We start from the raw sequence: 14,762 nt of genomic DNA, 5'->3' as shown, positions 1-14,762 counted from the left end.
TATTCCAAGTACTAGCTGAACGAATGGGGGGAATGGTTGTGGGTGTTGTAGGAGCCGAGGGCCGGGGTGAAATCGGCAACGGCCTCTTCGCCGGGTCCGTAGTTGATGACGACCTCAGGCTTGGTGCCCCGCTTGATCCAGGTTTCGCGGAGCGAGTCGATGTCCCACAGCATGTCCACTGTGGGCGGGTGTCCCGGCGGTACGTACTCCGTTTCCAGCTGTGTCCCGCAACCCGGGCAGTAGAACTCGAGAATCCGGCAGAAGGTGGGGTCCGGAGCGAACGTGAATTCGTACTTCTCCGGGTCCAGGATCGACTGGTGGATTTCGGTGGGGTCCCGGTCGTAGACCAGTGTCCCCTCCTTGTAGTTGCCTCTGGCGTCGCCGAGGTCGTGGTCGCATACCTTGCAGTTCCACCGCTCGGTGTCGAGATCGATGATCAGATATTCCGTCATTGGAATTCGCATAGCGTGTCTCACCTGTTTTCTTGCTGGTTGTATGGGGTCACTTCTGGAGCATGTCTGTGAGCATGAGGTCACCGGAGACCGTCACGTCGAAGACCCAGCCGTGCGGCACGCGGGCCGTGAAGTAGGGGCCTTCGACGATTGCGGGACCCGCCGCCGAAGCCCCGGCCGTTTGGCTGTCCAAGTCGAAGACCTGAACCTCGTCCACCCTGTCCACGGCGGAGCGGACCTTTCGGGTTGAGGCGGCGACGGCGGGCGTCTTGGCCACTGATTCGGACTGCCTGATCGATGCGTGCGGCAGTTCGTACCGGGCGGTCAGGGTCAGCATGGTGTTGTGTTCGCTGGTGCCCGGCTGCGGATCGGACGCCAGGTACGGCAGTTCGGAAACCAGCTGGCCTTCGGCGTCTTCCAGCACCACGTTCCATTCCAGCCGGCATTCGCCGATGTCGTGGCCCTCCTGGAACATGTCCCGCGTAGCCCGGGCCAGCAGCGTCTCCTTGGTTGCGCCGAAGTTTTCCGCGTCCATTCCCGCGACGTTCGCCTCGTAGGTCTGTGCAATGTCTGAAAACCCGATTCCGAAGGCTGAGAAGACAGCGGCCATCTTGGGCACCAGGACACGGCGGACTCCTGCGATCCGTGCGGCACCACAGGCGCTCATCGGTCCGGCACCCCCGAACGCGGCAACCGTTGTGGCGTCCGCGGCCTCGACGTCGGCAGCGAAGGACTGCGACATGCGTTCGAAGTAGGCAGCCTCCATCCGGATCAGGGCGTCATTCAGGGTGATCCCCAAAGGTTCGGCGATGGCTTCGGTGATGACGGCGCGGGAGCGTTCCGCGTCCAGGCTGAAACCTCCATCGAGGTAGGTGTCCGGATCCAGCACGCCCAGCAGCAGATTGACGTCCGTGATGGTGGCCTGCTTGCCCCCAAAACCAAAACAAGCAGGCCCCGGCGCAGCCCCGACGCTCTCGGGGCCGACGGTGATGACGCCGTGGCGGACGGCGATGACGGAACTGCCTCCCACGCCGCTGGAGTGGACGTTGCTCATCTCGAATGACACCGGAACTCCCTGGATGGAACCCCGGCGATCGGTCGAGATGGCCGAGTTCTTGACCGAGCCGACGTCCGTGGTGGTGCCGCCGACGTCGATCATCAGAACGTGTGCGAGTCCATACGCCTCCGAGAGTGCCTTGGTTCCTTCCAGGCCGCCGCGGGGACCGGAGGAGTAGGTCTTCAACGCGACGGACTTGGCCACCCGTGAAGAAGCTCCGTCATTGCGATAGATGAGGAGCGGGTTCTTGACCTTGTGGTCGCGCAGCCGGTGCTCGGTGTTGTAGAGGAACCGCTCCATGGTGGGATGCAGGAAAGAGTTGATGATTCCGGACCACACCCTGCGGGCCTGCACGGTGTCGGGCGTGAACTCCCAGGAGAACAACATGGGAACCGAACCCAGCAGGTGGCGGGGGAACTTCCGGAGCAGGACGCCTTTGACGGCCTTCTCCTTGTTGCGGTCCGCCATGGCGATGACAAGCCGTGCGGCGCCGTCGGTGGTCAGCCGGTTGACATGCTTGACGATGTCCTGGGAGAGCTCCTCCACGTCCTGTTCAGCGTTGATGACTGCCACCCGGGTGCCGACGAGGTCTTCAAAGAGCTCAGCTGCCGTCTGGCCCTCGCGGAGTTTGCCGGCCAGTGTGGGGCTGTCAGTGAGGATGCCGATCCGGGGACCCTTGCGCTCCACGAGCGCGTTGGTTCCCTGGGTGGTGGAGTACCGGATGTGACGGGTTGAGTGCAGAAGCCCGGGGAGATCCTCTTCACCGAAGATTTCCTTGGAAGCTTTGGCCATGCCGTCGAAGAGACACTGGGAGAGGTCAAAGGGCGTGGTGAGAGTCTTCGTGAACGAAAAATTCTCACCGTCCCAGACACAGATATCGGTCAGCGTCCCACCGTTGTCGATGTTAATGAGCCGTTCCATTGATACTCCTTTGTATGTTGAGGCGCGGTGACACCAGCGGCGGATTCCCCAACATGCGACTGTGATCCAAGCCACATTGAGGACTGACCTCAGTGTGGCCCAGCAGCCGGAGTGGCCCGCAACCACCTGACCGGGTGGACTATTCGAGGCCCGCACGGCCACCCGGGTGGGTGGTGGAGTGGTTAGCGGCGCCAGCGCCCGTCCTGACCTTCTTTTGTCCGCAGACCCGGTCCGACACGCGAATGCACCGGCGTGTCGGACCGGGTGGCCGCTGAATGAGGGTCAGGACGGCGGAGTTGACGGCGTCCTAGCGTCCCCGGATCAGCCCCGCGATTGCGCTGAACCCCAGCCGCTCGGCATTTTCCAGCGCGGTCCTCCCCTGCGGGTCCCGAATACCGGGGTCGGCACCGGCGTCGAGTAGCTGGCGGACCACGTCCTGCTGCCTTGGCCCGCCGTCGTTGAGCAGGATGGCTTCCTGCAGCGCGGTCCAGCCCGGGTTGTTCACGTGGTTCACGGGCACGCCGGCAGCAATGAGGATCCGTACGGTGTCAACGTGTCCGTGTTCGCTGGCGGGGATCAGCGCCGTTCCGCCGAAGCGGTTGGTGCTGCGCACGTCCGCCCCGGCGGCCAGGGTCAGCTGAAGCACCTCGTTGAAGCCTTCGGCCCCGGCATAGAGGAACGCGGAGTCCTGGATGGCGTCCTTGGCATTGACGTTGCCCCCGCGGTCGATCAGGTCACCGACAAGCGACACGTTGTTGGCCTTTGCGGCAAGGATCAGCTCCTGGTCCAGCTGAGCCTGCGCCTCTGCGGACATGGGACGACGGGTGCTGGTGGCAGGCGTCGCCGTTGCCGTCGCGGGGCTGACGCGAGCGGTCGACGGCGGGGAGTCCAAGCGCTCCGGCCCGCCCGGACTCGCCTGGCACGCAGCCAGGCAAACGGCCAGGCAAACAGCCAGGCAAGTTGCCACGCCACCAGTGGCCACGAGCTTTGCCAACCCCGGCCTGCGCGACGTCTTGCGCCCTGTCGCGAACCGCACCATGAACCAGAGCCTACTTCGCAGTTCCGGCCGCCGCACCAGCAATGGCCTATCGTGCTGCTGGTGGATGACCACCTGGTGGTCCGCAGCGGGCTCAAGGCGCTGCTGGGAACGCAGCCCGACATCGAGGTGGTGGCGGAGGCGGCATCCGGGGAGGACGCGCTGGCCCTGGCGGCGCAGCTCAGCCCCGCCGTGGTGGTGATGGACCTGGCCATGGGTGCGGGCATGGACGGAATCGAGGCCATCAAGCAGCTGCGCCGGCGCAACGCCGGGCAGGCCGTGCTGGTGTTCACCACGTACGACTCGGACGCGGACATTGTCCGGGCCGTCGACGCGGGAGCCATGGGATACCTGCTCAAGGACGCCGCGCCGGAGGAGATTTTCGCCGCGATCCGTGGCGCGGTCCAGGGAAGGAGCGTGATGAGCGCCCCGGTGGCTTCGCGGCTCTTCCAGCAGCTGCGGAGCCCGGACGAGATCCTGACTCCGCGTGAGGCGGAGCTGCTGAGCCTGCTGACCGAGGGCCTCAGCAACCGGGAGCTCGGCCAGCGGCTGTTCATCTCCGAGGCCACGATGAAGACCCACTTGGCGCACATCTACGCCAAGCTCGGAGTGGAAACCCGGGCCGCTGCGATCGCCACGGCAATCCGGCGCGAGGGGATGCGCTAGCGGATTCCGGCTGCCCGGAGCCGGGTCTAGACTCGGTGCTAGCCCAGCACTCGTTCGAAGGAGCCCCATGCGCGCCACCATCATCCACGGTCCTGGAGACATCCGGGTCGAGGACCGGGACTACCCCACCATCCAGCTGCCCACGGACGTGGTGGTCAAGGTGACGGCGTCCTGCGTCTGCGGCTCGGACCTGTGGCCGTACCGCGGCGTCAGGCCGACCCGCAGGCCCTCAGCCATCGGCCACGAGTTTGTCGGCGTGGTGGAAAGCGTCGGCGAGGCCGTGACCGGGCTTGCGGAGGGCGATTTCGTCATCGCTCCCTTCGTGATCAGCTGCGGCGAGTGTCCGCAGTGCCTGAACGGCGTCACCGTTGCCTGCGAGCACCTGGCCGGCTGGGGCGGCCGGGACGACACCGGACACAAGATCGACGGCGGCCAGGGCCAGGCCGTCCGGGTCCCACTGGCCGAGAGCACCCTGGTCAAGGTCCCGGGTGTCACCGAACCTGACGCTGAACTGACAGCCAACCTGCTGACGCTGTCCGACGTCATGGCCACCGGCCACCACGCCGCCCTCGCCGCGAAGGTGGGGCCCGGCCGCACCGTTGTAGTGGTGGGCGACGGCGCCGTCGGGCTTTGCGGTGTTCTCGCGGCCAAACGGCTTGGGGCAGAGCGGATCATTGCCATGTCCCGCCACGCGGACCGGCAGGCCCTGGCCCGGGAGTTCGGCGCCACGGACATCGTGGAGGAACGGGGCGACGACGGCGTGGCCAAGGTCCGCGCGCTGCTGGGCGGCGTGCTGGCCGACTCAGTGCTGGAATGCGTGGGCACCAAGGAATCCATGGAGCAGGCCCTGCACTGCGTCCGCCCGGGCGGCGCTCTTGGTTTCGTGGGCGTGCCCACCGGCGGGGGCGAGGTCCCCTTGCGGTACCTGTTCGACTCCAACGTGTCCATCGCGGGCGGCATGGCACCTGCGCGGACCTACATCCCCGAACTGCTGGCGGACGTGCTGGCCGGAACCATCAACCCCGGGCGCGTGTTCGACTCCGTCATGCCGCTGGAGGAAGCGCCGGAGGCCTACAAGGCCATGGATGAACGCCGAGCCATCAAGGTGCTGCTCACACCCTGACCCGGCAGGCAGCGCGACACCGGCTCAGCAGGCAGCCCGACGCCGGCTCAGCAGGCAGCGCGACATCGGGGCCCGGCCGGCGGCCCGGAATGCGATACTAAGTCTGCGTAGGGGACCCGGTCCGCGCACGGTCCGGGTCTTGCTTGGTTGCGAACTGGGGGAAACTGAATGCAACTCGACACCTTAACCCTCCGGGTTGCCTTCGCCATTGTGGCGTTCACGTTGGCGCTCCTGTTCTACTTTGCCGCGTACCGGAGCACCCGGTCGCCTTACAGTGCCTGGTGGTGCGTGGCCCTGACGCTCTTCCTCGCCGGGTCAGCGGCCTACCTCTTCAACGGAACACCGCACCAGGTGTGGGCCAATCCGCTGGGGAACTGCCTGCTGGTTGCCGGCGGAGCCTGCGTCTGGGCCGGAGCCCGGTCCCTGCGGGCTGCACGGCCGCGCTCCTGGCAGCTGGCGGCGGGTCCCGCCCTGGTGACGGTGTCATCAGCCCTGGAAAACCCGGGAGTGAACATCTGGGCCGGCGGCGCTGTCTTCCTTGCCCTGATGAGTTTGATGCTGGGCCTGGCGTCCCGCGAACTCTGGCGGCTGGAGCCCGGGTACTCCCGGGTCCGGATTCCGCTGGCCATCGCGGCGGCGTTCTTCTCCGCCTACTATTTCTGCCGGCTGGTCGTGTACTTGGGCGAAGGCCCGGACGGACTGGTCTTCGTCACCTATTTCGGGTCGGCGGTGACCACGCTGGTGACCATGGTGCTTCTGGTGGTGGTGTCCTTCAGCATGGCGGCGCTGAGCAGCGAGCAGCAGACACGCGCGCTCCGGGCGGTGGCCACCCAGGACGGCCTCACGGGGCTGCTCAACAGGGCGGCGTTCCTGGACCTCGCTTCCGAGGAGCTGCTCCGGCTGCGGCACACCCGGGCGCACGGCACCCTGGTCCTGGCCGACCTGGACCACTTCAAGGCCGTCAACGATACCTACGGCCATGCGGCCGGCGACGCTGCGCTGCAGTCGTTCGCCTCCGCCTGCAGCGGGACGGTCCGCTCAACCGACCTCGTGGGACGCTACGGCGGGGAGGAATTCATCTTCCTGTTGCCCGGTGTGAGCCCGGACCGCGCTGAGGCCATCACGGCGGAGATCAACAAGCAGCTTGAAGCGGTGGAGGGCCCTGACGGTTCCAGGATGCCCACGGTCAGTTACGGCATCGCCCCTATCGGCAAAGGAACGTCCGGCCTTGATGAGCTGATCGCGACCGCGGACGCCGCCTTGTACCGGGCCAAATCGCTGGGCCGCAACCGCACGGTCCGCGGGATCCACACACCGTAGTCCGCAGGGGACGCAGTCCACGAAGTAGGGCATTTCTCCTCTTTGCACCGGACGCCGCCGGGTCTAACGTGATCCGCGTCAGCATCCACCGCCGTCGAGGAGCAGTCATGGCCGGGTTTGTGCAGATCATCGAATTCCAGACCTCCCGCATCGAGGAGATAGAACAACTGGGGCGCCCGTCACGGACCGAGGGAGGCACCCCGGCCACGTTCCGCCGCATTGTGGCCACCGCGGACAGGGATCGCCCCGGAACGTACTTCACCATCGTCGACTTCGATTCCTATGAATCGGCGATGGAGAATTCCAACCGGCCGGAGACGTCGGAGTTCGCCGCGAAGATGGCGGCGCTGTGCGACGGGCCGCTGATCTTCCGCAACCTGGATGTCCTGTGGGAGGACACCGGAGAGGGTTCGGACAACGGCTAGGAGCCGGACATGGCTTCCGTAAGCCCCGCTCCGGAGACGGCCAGCGGCGCCGGAAACAGCCTGGTGGTCGATCTCGGCCAACTGGCAGCAGGATCGCTGGCGCTGGTGGGCGGCAAGGCCATGAACCTCGGCAAGCTCGCCGCCTCAGGCTTCCCCGTCCCGGCAGGATTCTGCCTGACCACAATGGGCTACCGGATGGCCGCACCTTCGGAACTGGGCTCCATCGCCGCCCACCTGGACGGGGTGGACAGTCTGGACGGGGCGGACAGTCCGGACGGGATGGACAGTCCGGACGGGGCGAAAAAGTTCGACGGCGTTCCCGGGCTGCCGGACGACCAGCGGGACGGCCTTGCGCGGCACGCCCGCGAGGCGATGGCCGCAGCGCCGGTTCCGGCCGAGGTCGAGGCCGCCGTCCGCGGAGCCTATGCCGCGATGGGCAACGTTCCGGTGGCGGTCCGGTCTTCCGCCACCGCTGAGGACCTGCCCTTTGCCAGCTTCGCGGGGCAGCAGGACTCCTTCATGGACGTCGTCGGCGCCGACGCCGTCGTCCAGGCCGTCCGGCGCTGCTGGGCGTCGCTATGGACGGACCGTGCGGTGGCGTACCGCACAGCGAACGGGATCAGCAACCGCGAGGCGGGCCTCGCCGTCGTCGTTCAACAAATGGTCGACGCCGGCACGGCGGGCGTGCTGTTCACCGCCAACCCGGTGACGGGCACGCGGACCGAAAGCGTCATCGATTCCAGCCCCGGGCCGGGACAGGCGGTGGTGTCCGGCGCCGTTAATCCGGACCACTTCGTGGTGGACACGGCCACTGCGCGGATCCTGCAGGGGCCGCAGGGCACCGGGAGCAGCTTGGCCCCGGCCCAGGTACGCGAACTGACATCCCTCGGTGACGCCGCCCAGCGGCTGTTTGACGCTCCCCAGGACGTGGAATGGGTGATCGACGCCGGCGGCAAGGCCTGGCTGACCCAGTCGCGGCCCATCACCACGCTGTATCCGCTGCCGGAGGACGAATCACCTGGCGGGCCTGGCGGCGCGGACCGCGCAGCAGCGGGCGGGGACACCCGCGTCTACCTGTGCGGCACGCTGCTCCAGGGACTTACCCGCCCCATCACGCCCATGGGCCTCTCCGTACTGGGCCTCATGAGGAACAGCAAGGGGCCATGGAAGTACGTGAACCCGGGATTGAGGATGTACGTCGACCTGACGGCGGTGGTCCGCAACAAATCCGGCCGCAAGGCACTGTTGAGGCTGCTGCCGCTGGCTGACGGGAGGTCGGCCGCGGTCTTCCCCGCGCTGCTGGAAGACCCGCGGTTCAGCATTGTCCGCCCGGCCCGCAGGAACCCGGGCCGGAAGCGAACGCAGGGCCCCGCCGGAACACGCACAAAGGGTACCGAGGGAACCCAGAGCCTTGCCCTGGTTCTCGGGCTCCTTCCGGCGATGATCAGGACACTGCTGTGGCCGGATTGGGAACTCCGCCGGGCGCGGCGCTACCAGGACCGCCTGCAGGCCCAGCTGGCGCTCCCCCTCCCTGCGACTCCGGCGCGGCGGCTGCAGCACGCGGAGGACCTTCTGGGAAGCACGGTCAACGGGCTGATCGAGGCCACTTTGCCGGCTCCGTCCGCGGGATACCTGATGCTGGCTGCGGCCCGAAGGCTGCTGCGCGGGATTGCCAAACCGCGCGAACTTGAAGCGGTCCTTCGGGGGCTTCCCCACAACGTGACCACCATCATGGACCTGGAATTGTGGCAGCTGGCGGTGTCCCTCGGCCAGGACCCGGAGGCACGCAGGGTGTTCACGGAGCTGCGGCCGGATGAGCTGGCGGCCCTCTACAAGGCGGGCGCTCTGCCTGGGGTGGCCCAAGCGGGGCTGCGGACATTCCTGTCCAAGTACGGCCACCGGGCCGTGGCGGAGATCGACCTGGGGATGCCGCGGTGGGCCGAAGAACCGGACCACCTTCTGGGGATGATCTCGAACTACCTCCGGGTTGAGGATCCGGAGCAGGCTCCGGACCGCCAGTTTGCCCGCGCTGCCGATCACGCGGAGGCCCGGGTCAGCGAACTCGTGGAACGGGCGGCGGCCAGGAGCCGGTTGCGGGGACGCCTGGTGGCGCTGTGCCTGCGCCGGGCACGCCAGCTGTCCGGCCTGCGGGAACTGCCCAAGTTCTACATCGTGATGGTGCTCGCGGAGATGCACCGGCAGCTCACCGCCGTCGGCGAAGAACTGGCGAAGACCGGCACCGTCGCGGCTGCCGGCGACGTCTTCTTCCTAGACTTTGATGAACTGCGTGTGGGGCTGCGCGGTGCGGACCTGAAGGAAATGGTCGCCGCCCGCCGTCGGGTGTACGACGTCGAACTGCGGCGGCGGCGCGTTCCGCGCCTTTTGCTCTCGGACGGCACCGACGTCGAGGCCGCCATGATGGCTGCGGCCGCCGCGCTGCCCCGGCCGGCTGCCGCGGACCGCCTCGCGGGAACGCCGGCCTCGGCCGGCACCGCCACCGGGAAGGTCAGGGTGGTCATGGATCCGGTGGGCGCCCATGTGGAACCAGGGGAAATTCTGGTGGCCCCCTCCACTGATCCGGGCTGGACGCCGCTCTTCCTGACCGCGGGTGCCCTGGTGATGGAGATGGGCGGCGTCATTTCCCATGGCGCGGTAGTGGCGCGGGAGTACGGCATCCCCGCCGTCGTGGGTGTGGCTGACGCTACCGTGCGGCTGCGCGACGGACAGACTGTCACCGTGGACGGCGCGGCCGGAACCGTGACGTGGTGATGTCCTTCTTAAAGAAACGTGTTCCGCCGGGGCTATCGTTGAGCCATGGCGTCCCCCGAGCACGAGGAATACCCTTCCACGGACGGGGTGATGGATGACGCGGCGCTGAAGGACGCGGAGATCCGCGACTGGAACTGGGCCGTACTGCCCAAAGGCTCGGTGAGCACCCGTTTTGCGGCGCCGAGCGGGAGCCTTGCGATGGTGTCCATGGGAAAGCCGCAGAACCCGCGGGTGGTGCTGGTTCCCGGCGCCACGGGCTCCAAAGAGGATTTCGCCGTGATGATGCCGGAGCTTGCCGAGGCAGGGTTCTATGTACTGAGTTACGACCTGGCGGGCCAGTACGAATCGGCAGGCGCCGGGCCGGAGAACCTTGTCCCGCCCCGCAGGCATTATGACTACGAGCTGTTCGTGAACGATTTCATCGCCGTCCTCGAGTCGGGTGGGGTTCCTGTCCATGTGGTGGGTTATTCCTTTGCCGCGATCGTGGCGCAGATTGCGTATTCGAAGCGCCCGGAGCTGTTCCGCAGCTTTACCCTCCTTAGCTGCCCGCCCCTGACAGGGCAATGCTTCCGGGGAATCAGCAGGTTCGGGCGGTTCACCGATTGGGCCAACGGACGGGTGGGCGCTGCGCTGATGATCTGGGGCATCCGGCGGAACGTCAACAAGGTCTCCCCCCACCGGCTGCGGTTTGTCCGGAACCGGTTCACGTTTACGCGGCGCCAGTCGGTGCGGGACATCTACGGGCTGATGAAGAACGTCCCGGACCTGAGGGAGGTGCTCGCCGCCGCAACCGTGCCGAAATTCGTGGCCGTGGGCGAGCACGATCTGTGGCCGCTGCAGCTGCACCGCCAGTTCGCGCAGTCCATCGGAGCCCGGATTTCGGTGTACCGCGGCGGGCACAGCCCGTCCGAAACGTCGCCGCATCAGTTCGGCCGGGACCTGCTTGCCATGTACGCCGAGGGCAGCTGAAACGGACATATAGTGTCGCAAGGGCACTTATACCCTTGCAAGCAGGGCGTCCGACCCGTACGTTGGGGACAGCGGGGGACGTTCTCCGCTCTGCGGCCATTCGTGTCTGCAGAGAGAATCAGAGTCACATAAAGGAATGCAGCCATGGCAACAGGCACAGTTAAATGGTTCAACGCCGAAAAGGGTTTTGGCTTCATTGCCCCCGATGACGGATCAGCAGACGTTTTCGCCCACTATTCGGCAATCGCGAGCAGCGGTTACCGTTCACTGGATGAGAACCAGAAGGTCGAATTCGATGTGACCCAGGGTCCGAAGGGCCCTCAGGCAGAGAACATCCGCCCTCTCTAAAGGCTTGGGGTAATGGTCCCGGCGCCTAGCCGGACCTCCCTGCACCACCAACAGCCCCTCCGAACCATTCCGGTGCGGAGGGGCTGTTGCGTTGAGATTCCGGCTAGCGGGCCGCTCCCGTCTTGTGGCGGGCGCGCTGCACCGCCCGGTACACCGTGGACCTGGCTACGGAAAAGAGTTCTGCGAGTTCCCCTGTGGTGTGCTCGCCGGCATCGTGCAGTTTGACCAGGTGAGCTTCCTGCGCCGGAGACAGCTTCGGTTTTTTGCCTTTCAGGCGGCCCTTGGCTTTGGCTATTTTCATGCCCTCGCGGGTACGCGCCCGGATCAGGTCGCTCTCGAATTCGGCCACCATGGCCAGGACATTGAACAGCAGCTTTCCGATGGGGTCCGTGGGATCGTGCACCGATCCGCCGATGCTGAGTTTCACATTCCGCTGGGCGAGCTCGTCGACGATTTCGTGGGCATCCCGAACGGACCTGGCGAGGCGGTCCAGCTTGGTGACCACGAAGGTGTCACCGTCCCGGCAGGCCGCCATCGCTTCCCGGAGTCCCGGACGGTTCCGGTCAGTGCCGGTCAGCCCGTGATCCACGTAGATCCGGTCCGGCGTGATCCCCATAGCTGACAGTGCGTCGCGCTGCGCCGTGAGGTCCTGTTGCTCCGTGGACACCCGCGCGTAGCCGACCAGCAAAGCGGTCATGCGCAACAGTGTGCCACGCGACTTTTTGGTGGACCAGATATGCCACCGTCACCGGGCAGTTCACCGGACGGGTCTTACGGCGGGGGTGTCCTCGCGGAGCTGCGTTTGTGCTGGTGAGAGGCGGGTCGTCCGGAAGAGGACCGGCTTTCGGGACAGCTTGTACGGGCGGGTATGCGAGAAATGTTTCGTACTGTTTCGTGGGTGGTGGGCCCGCCCGGGTGCCCGGAAGGGTACCTCGGGTGTTTCCGGCCGTTTCTCAATCCCCGTTCCGGCTGTGGCCCGGAACGTCCCGAAGCTTGAGCGGACCGAGAAGCCTGCAGAACTGTGGGGCGACAAACATCCTCCTGTTGCCGCAACCGGTTATGCTGAGCCATCGTTGGGGTGAATTGTTTCGTGCGGCCCCGAGGGGAATACTCACAGCACCGAAGACATGCCCACAGGCAAGGAGATGCTTTGTTTACCTTCGCAGTACTGCTGCTAATTTCGTTGGCCTTTGGCGCCCTGGCCCTAATTTTCGTTCCCGTGATTCGTGCAAGAGAATTCGACAAGAAACACATTCCAACACGCAACTGGGTTATTGCGGGAATCCTTTTGGCTACGGCGGTAGGTCTTAGCCTCGCACTGCCGGCACTGAATTTGTAGCTGGACGCTACTTGCCCCTACTGCCAATTCGCGACGATGGTTTTGAGCCTCTCGCTCGCAGCCTGTTGCTACGATGCCAAGCCCAGGTCGGCGATGACCTTGCGTATCGTGCGATACGGTGCCAATTTTCGGCCCGGTCGGGATTGATTCACGACCACGCAGTACGGAGATGCCCACGAAGGCTGTGGAGTCGTGAGACCGTCTGGGTATGACTGAATCAGTGTTCATTGCGTCTCTTGCTCTGGTATTCACTATCAGCTCTTTTTACTGGCTGCAGGCGCGTCGTGGGCGTCTAAAACTATATCCAGTGGTCACGTTCAGCGGGTACATCACCAAGACCCGAATGGTCCTGCGAATCCCCGTGATCCTCTTCAACTCAGGCGCCCGTCCAAGAGTGGTGACAGCGCTTCGTCTGGTTGCCACAGATGAACGCGGCAAAGAGGTCATTTTGGAATGCCAGTCGTTCAGGAAGACCATCGATCCCAGAGCAGAAGACATGGACGATATGGCACACGCCTACGCAATACCCGCTCGGCAGGTCGTTACCAAGCATGCCCACTTTGCAATGGATGCGATGCCAGTCTTCACCCAATCAGTGCCGTTCCAAGTGCAGGCAATGGTGGACGGGAGAACCACTTGGCGCAAGCTTGGAGTCGCAAAAATGCACACCGAGATTATGTACACGTCCAGCTACATCACCTACAGCAACAACCCCGGGGTGTGGCCGCCCAATCTGGTCCACGACGCCGAGCTATATCGTGGTCTGCTGTTCGCGGCGGAAAAGATGCCGATAGATTCCCATGGAAACCCCATTCACTGAGGGTCTGGCTTGAGGGTCATCAGGCCGACCCCTGTGGCCTTAATGCTCCCTTATAACGAAACCGGGCCGTCAGAACCAGCGCCAGACGTCCCTCATGAGCCAAACCAAGACGGCGGCAACGGCGACGGGTGGTATTAAATACACCACCCAGTTATCGCGCATCCGCCGCTTGGCCATCCCGGCTCCCCTTCCGTCATGCGACCTCCGTTGGTTGCTCTTCCGTGCGGTAAAGGTTTTCGATGATGGTCCCGGCCTGGAGGGGGCTGATCTTGGGATACATCGTGCGCAGCTCCTTCACGGCCGCCTCGTGTCCGCGCTTGATATGGATGACTCTCAGCCAGCTAATCTGCAGCCCGGACAGGTGCACCCCCGCTTTTGAAAGCTGGCGGTGTTCGATGATGCGCCAGACGCTCACAGTCGCCTGGGCCAGGGCCAACACGACGATCAGTGGTGCAAAGGCGTAAGACTGCAGTGGATAGGAAAAGTACATGACTGGAACGAGAACCGAGAACAGCAGAGTGCCAGCGCCGAAGTTCTGCCATCTGAGCCAGTCCAGGTAACGTCCGGGACGCAGTGGCGGGATCTCCAAGAGCGCCGCCTCTTCCGCCGGTACCACTGAAAAGGCAGCCGACGCCAGAACCAGGCCGGCCATCCACAAGTACGGTTGGGCAGGATCTGCGAGCTCAGGCACGGGCATGGACAGAAGACTGGAAGCGAAGAAGGCCAGAGGAAGAATCCCTAGAAGGGCATCCGCTGCCTGCACGCGCATAAGGACCATGGGCTCAGTCCGGCGATTCCAGGACAGGATGACGACGCCCCGGACCAAGGCAAAGATGGCCAAGAAAAACGACAGCCCGATCCTCCTGCCACTCTCCAGCCCATTCGAAATTATGGCGGCATGCCATATGCCGAGACACCCGGCAACCACCAAAGCACCGCCGACGATCACGGCCACTCGTTTAGGCTTGCTAACCACCCGCATCGACGGTCGCCTCCTCGCAGGGTGTGACCCTGTGAGATCATCGAACGCCCGCGCTTCGCCAGTGTCAACGATTACCTCTCAAGATCCCGGAAAGCACCGACGGCCGCCGCGAGTCTTCCTCAGCCAACAAGGCTGCAGGATAATTCGTGAACCCCACTGCCTTCCCGTGGGAATGCCCGCAAGGGGTCGCTATCCCTCGGGCCGCGCATTCTTCGCGGTTACTGGGTCCGGTGCATGAGACGGCCCCTTTTCGGCCCGGTCAGGGTTCGGCTCACGATCAGCTGACGGCCCTTGCGAGAACGAGCCATCGGTCTGAGACGATGTGGTCGTGAGCACTAGTGCCGCACACGCGACATTGCAGCGCGCGTGAATCACGGTCTTCGCCCTGGAAGGCAGAGGGGCCAGCATCGTCCTCCGGTGACACTCGGCAGGGGAACGCTCGGAACAAGGCAGGCCTACCGTGCGGGTCCGGGCCAGCGCCGCGATCTCGAGGGCAAATGGAAGCCCCCGGCGGGGGCTGCTCGGGGGCTTCCTG

Annotated in this window: 14 protein-coding genes; 9 read left to right on the top strand and 5 right to left on the bottom strand. The window is 65.2% G+C overall.

Annotation, left to right across the window (positions count from 1 at the left end):
• Window positions 1-11 precede the first annotated feature (11 nt).
• The 3 genes from TV39_RS02145 to TV39_RS02135 form a co-directional block, all read right to left on the bottom strand.
• A complete protein-coding gene (locus TV39_RS02145) occupies window positions 12-452 on the bottom strand; it encodes an acetone carboxylase subunit gamma (protein WP_235347246.1) in 441 nt (146 codons plus the stop codon).
• A 49-nt stretch (window positions 453-501) separates the two neighbouring features.
• The gene (locus TV39_RS02140; protein ID WP_043477684.1) at window positions 502-2,430 is read right to left on the bottom strand and encodes a hydantoinase/oxoprolinase family protein; all 1,929 of its coding nucleotides are present in this window, start codon (window positions 2,428-2,430) and stop codon (window positions 502-504) included.
• Window positions 2,431-2,737: 307 nt separating this feature from the next.
• The gene (locus TV39_RS02135; RefSeq protein WP_082049447.1) at window positions 2,738-3,244 is read right to left on the bottom strand and encodes an ankyrin repeat domain-containing protein; all 507 of its coding nucleotides are present in this window, start codon (window positions 3,242-3,244) and stop codon (window positions 2,738-2,740) included.
• Window positions 3,245-3,520: 276 nt separating this feature from the next.
• Between TV39_RS02135 and TV39_RS02130 the strand changes: the two genes are divergently transcribed.
• The 7 genes from TV39_RS02130 to TV39_RS02100 all read left to right on the top strand — a co-directional run bounded on the left by TV39_RS02130 (window position 3,521) and on the right by TV39_RS02100 (window position 11,086).
• Window positions 3,521-4,132, top strand: coding sequence for a response regulator (locus TV39_RS02130; protein ID WP_235347244.1), 612 nt, complete (start codon window positions 3,521-3,523; stop codon window positions 4,130-4,132).
• Between the two features lie 67 nt (window positions 4,133-4,199).
• Window positions 4,200-5,255, top strand: coding sequence for a zinc-dependent alcohol dehydrogenase family protein (locus TV39_RS02125; protein ID WP_043477681.1), 1,056 nt, complete (start codon window positions 4,200-4,202; stop codon window positions 5,253-5,255).
• 168 nt (window positions 5,256-5,423) lie between these two features.
• Window positions 5,424-6,575: a GGDEF domain-containing protein gene (locus tag TV39_RS02120; RefSeq protein WP_043477678.1), complete on the top strand. Its 1,152-nt coding sequence runs from the start codon at window positions 5,424-5,426 to the stop codon at window positions 6,573-6,575.
• A 107-nt stretch (window positions 6,576-6,682) separates the two neighbouring features.
• Complete coding sequence (locus tag TV39_RS02115) at window positions 6,683-7,000, top strand: hypothetical protein (RefSeq protein WP_043477675.1); 318 nt, start codon at window positions 6,683-6,685, stop codon at window positions 6,998-7,000.
• A gap of 9 nt (window positions 7,001-7,009) precedes the next feature.
• Window positions 7,010-9,769 carry a PEP/pyruvate-binding domain-containing protein gene (locus TV39_RS02110; protein WP_043477671.1) on the top strand — a complete coding sequence of 920 codons (2,760 nt, stop codon included), beginning with the start codon at window positions 7,010-7,012 and terminating at the stop codon, window positions 9,767-9,769.
• A 45-nt stretch (window positions 9,770-9,814) separates the two neighbouring features.
• Window positions 9,815-10,738 (top strand): alpha/beta fold hydrolase, encoded by a 924-nt coding sequence (locus TV39_RS02105; protein ID WP_043477668.1) that lies wholly within the window; start codon window positions 9,815-9,817, stop codon window positions 10,736-10,738.
• Window positions 10,739-10,882: 144 nt separating this feature from the next.
• Window positions 10,883-11,086: a cold-shock protein gene (locus TV39_RS02100; RefSeq protein ID WP_013599688.1), complete on the top strand. Its 204-nt coding sequence runs from the start codon at window positions 10,883-10,885 to the stop codon at window positions 11,084-11,086.
• A gap of 103 nt (window positions 11,087-11,189) precedes the next feature.
• On the opposite strand, the gene TV39_RS02095 is transcribed toward TV39_RS02100, so the two are convergent.
• The gene (locus TV39_RS02095) at window positions 11,190-11,783 is read right to left on the bottom strand and encodes a recombinase family protein (RefSeq protein ID WP_043477665.1); all 594 of its coding nucleotides are present in this window, start codon (window positions 11,781-11,783) and stop codon (window positions 11,190-11,192) included.
• A 453-nt stretch (window positions 11,784-12,236) separates the two neighbouring features.
• Between TV39_RS02095 and TV39_RS21915 the strand changes: the two genes are divergently transcribed.
• Both TV39_RS21915 and TV39_RS02090 read left to right on the top strand, forming a co-directional pair.
• Window positions 12,237-12,425, top strand: coding sequence for a hypothetical protein (locus TV39_RS21915; RefSeq protein ID WP_144406282.1), 189 nt, complete (start codon window positions 12,237-12,239; stop codon window positions 12,423-12,425).
• 208 nt (window positions 12,426-12,633) lie between these two features.
• Window positions 12,634-13,245, top strand: a complete 612-nt coding sequence (locus TV39_RS02090; protein ID WP_144406281.1) for a hypothetical protein — start codon at window positions 12,634-12,636, stop codon at window positions 13,243-13,245.
• Window positions 13,246-13,438: 193 nt separating this feature from the next.
• On the opposite strand, the gene TV39_RS02085 is transcribed toward TV39_RS02090, so the two are convergent.
• The gene (locus TV39_RS02085) at window positions 13,439-14,200 is read right to left on the bottom strand and encodes a hypothetical protein (RefSeq protein WP_144406280.1); all 762 of its coding nucleotides are present in this window, start codon (window positions 14,198-14,200) and stop codon (window positions 13,439-13,441) included.
• Window positions 14,201-14,762: the final 562 nt, after the last annotated feature.

Origin of the sequence: Arthrobacter sp. SPG23, assembly GCF_000876655.1 — a bacterium.
GTDB lineage: Bacteria > Actinomycetota > Actinomycetes > Actinomycetales > Micrococcaceae > Arthrobacter.
The sequence above is the reverse complement of the archived record's forward strand: the minus strand, read 5'-3'. Positions and strand labels throughout refer to the sequence as shown.

Coding starts and splice junctions, on each gene's coding strand:
- TV39_RS02095 (WP_043477665.1), bottom strand. CDS start 11,783: ATGACCGCTTTGCTGGTCGGCTACGCGCGGGTGTCCACGGAGCAACAG.
- TV39_RS02110 (WP_043477671.1), top strand. CDS start 7,010: ATGGCTTCCGTAAGCCCCGCTCCGGAGACGGCCAGCGGCGCCGGAAAC.
- TV39_RS02140 (WP_043477684.1), bottom strand. CDS start 2,430: ATGGAACGGCTCATTAACATCGACAACGGTGGGACGCTGACCGATATC.
- TV39_RS02115 (WP_043477675.1), top strand. CDS start 6,683: ATGGCCGGGTTTGTGCAGATCATCGAATTCCAGACCTCCCGCATCGAG.
- TV39_RS02135 (WP_082049447.1), bottom strand. CDS start 3,244: ATGTCCGCAGAGGCGCAGGCTCAGCTGGACCAGGAGCTGATCCTTGCC.
- TV39_RS02100 (WP_013599688.1), top strand. CDS start 10,883: ATGGCAACAGGCACAGTTAAATGGTTCAACGCCGAAAAGGGTTTTGGC.
- TV39_RS02105 (WP_043477668.1), top strand. CDS start 9,815: ATGGCGTCCCCCGAGCACGAGGAATACCCTTCCACGGACGGGGTGATG.
- TV39_RS02125 (WP_043477681.1), top strand. CDS start 4,200: ATGCGCGCCACCATCATCCACGGTCCTGGAGACATCCGGGTCGAGGAC.
- TV39_RS02145 (WP_235347246.1), bottom strand. CDS start 452: ATGACGGAATATCTGATCATCGATCTCGACACCGAGCGGTGGAACTGC.
- TV39_RS02090 (WP_144406281.1), top strand. CDS start 12,634: ATGACTGAATCAGTGTTCATTGCGTCTCTTGCTCTGGTATTCACTATC.
- TV39_RS02120 (WP_043477678.1), top strand. CDS start 5,424: ATGCAACTCGACACCTTAACCCTCCGGGTTGCCTTCGCCATTGTGGCG.